Source organism: Pseudomonas sp. MD195_PC81_125, from assembly GCF_014060985.1.
In the GTDB taxonomy this organism is placed as follows: Bacteria; Pseudomonadota; Gammaproteobacteria; order Pseudomonadales; family Pseudomonadaceae; genus Aquipseudomonas; species Aquipseudomonas parakoreensis.
Window position 1 is genome coordinate 1 of sequence record NZ_JABULD010000381.1, and the last position, 881, is coordinate 881.

The window sequence follows — 881 nt, forward strand, 5'->3', positions numbered from 1 at the left end:
AGCATTAAAGTGTTGAAAGGCCTGGATGCCGTACGCAAACGTCCCGGTATGTACATTGGTGACACCGACGATGGCAGCGGTCTGCACCACATGGTGTTCGAGGTGGTCGACAACTCGATCGACGAAGCCCTCGCCGGCCACTGCGACGACATCAGCATCATCATCCACCCGGATGAGTCCATCACCGTTAAAGACAACGGCCGTGGCATCCCGGTAGACGTGCACAAAGAGGAAGGCGTTTCCGCTGCCGAGGTCATCATGACCGTCCTCCACGCTGGCGGTAAGTTCGACGACAACTCCTACAAGGTCTCCGGCGGTCTGCACGGTGTAGGTGTGTCGGTTGTGAACGCGCTGTCCGAAGAGCTGGTACTGACCGTACGCCGCAGTGGCAAGATCTGGGAACAGACCTACGTCCACGGCGTGCCTCAGGCACCGATGGCGATCGTTGGCGACAGCGAAACCACCGGTACCCAGATTCACTTCAAGGCTTCCAGCGAAACCTTCAAGAACATTCACTTCAGCTGGGACATCCTGGCCAAGCGCATTCGTGAACTGTCCTTCCTCAACTCCGGTGTCGGCATCGTCCTCAAGGATGAGCGCAGCGGCAAGGAAGAGCTGTTCAAGTACGAAGGCGGCCTGCGCGCGTTCGTTGAATACCTGAACACCAACAAGACTGCGGTCAACCAGGTGTTCCACTTCAACATCCAGCGTGAAGACGGCATCGGCGTGGAAATCGCCCTGCAGTGGAACGACAGCTTCAACGAGAACCTGTTGTGCTTCACCAACAACATCCCGCAGCGCGACGGCGGTACTCACCTGGTGGGTTTCCGTTCCGCACTGACGCGTAACCTGAACAACTACATCGAGCAGGAAGGTCTGGC

1 protein-coding gene is annotated in these 881 nt (G+C 57.7%); it reads left to right on the forward strand.

Going from position 1 to position 881, the window contains the following annotated elements; translation table 11 throughout:
- Positions 1 to 881, forward strand: an 881-nt coding sequence (locus HT737_RS15730) for an ATP-binding protein (RefSeq protein ID WP_306287218.1), incomplete at both ends; no start/stop codon positions are given.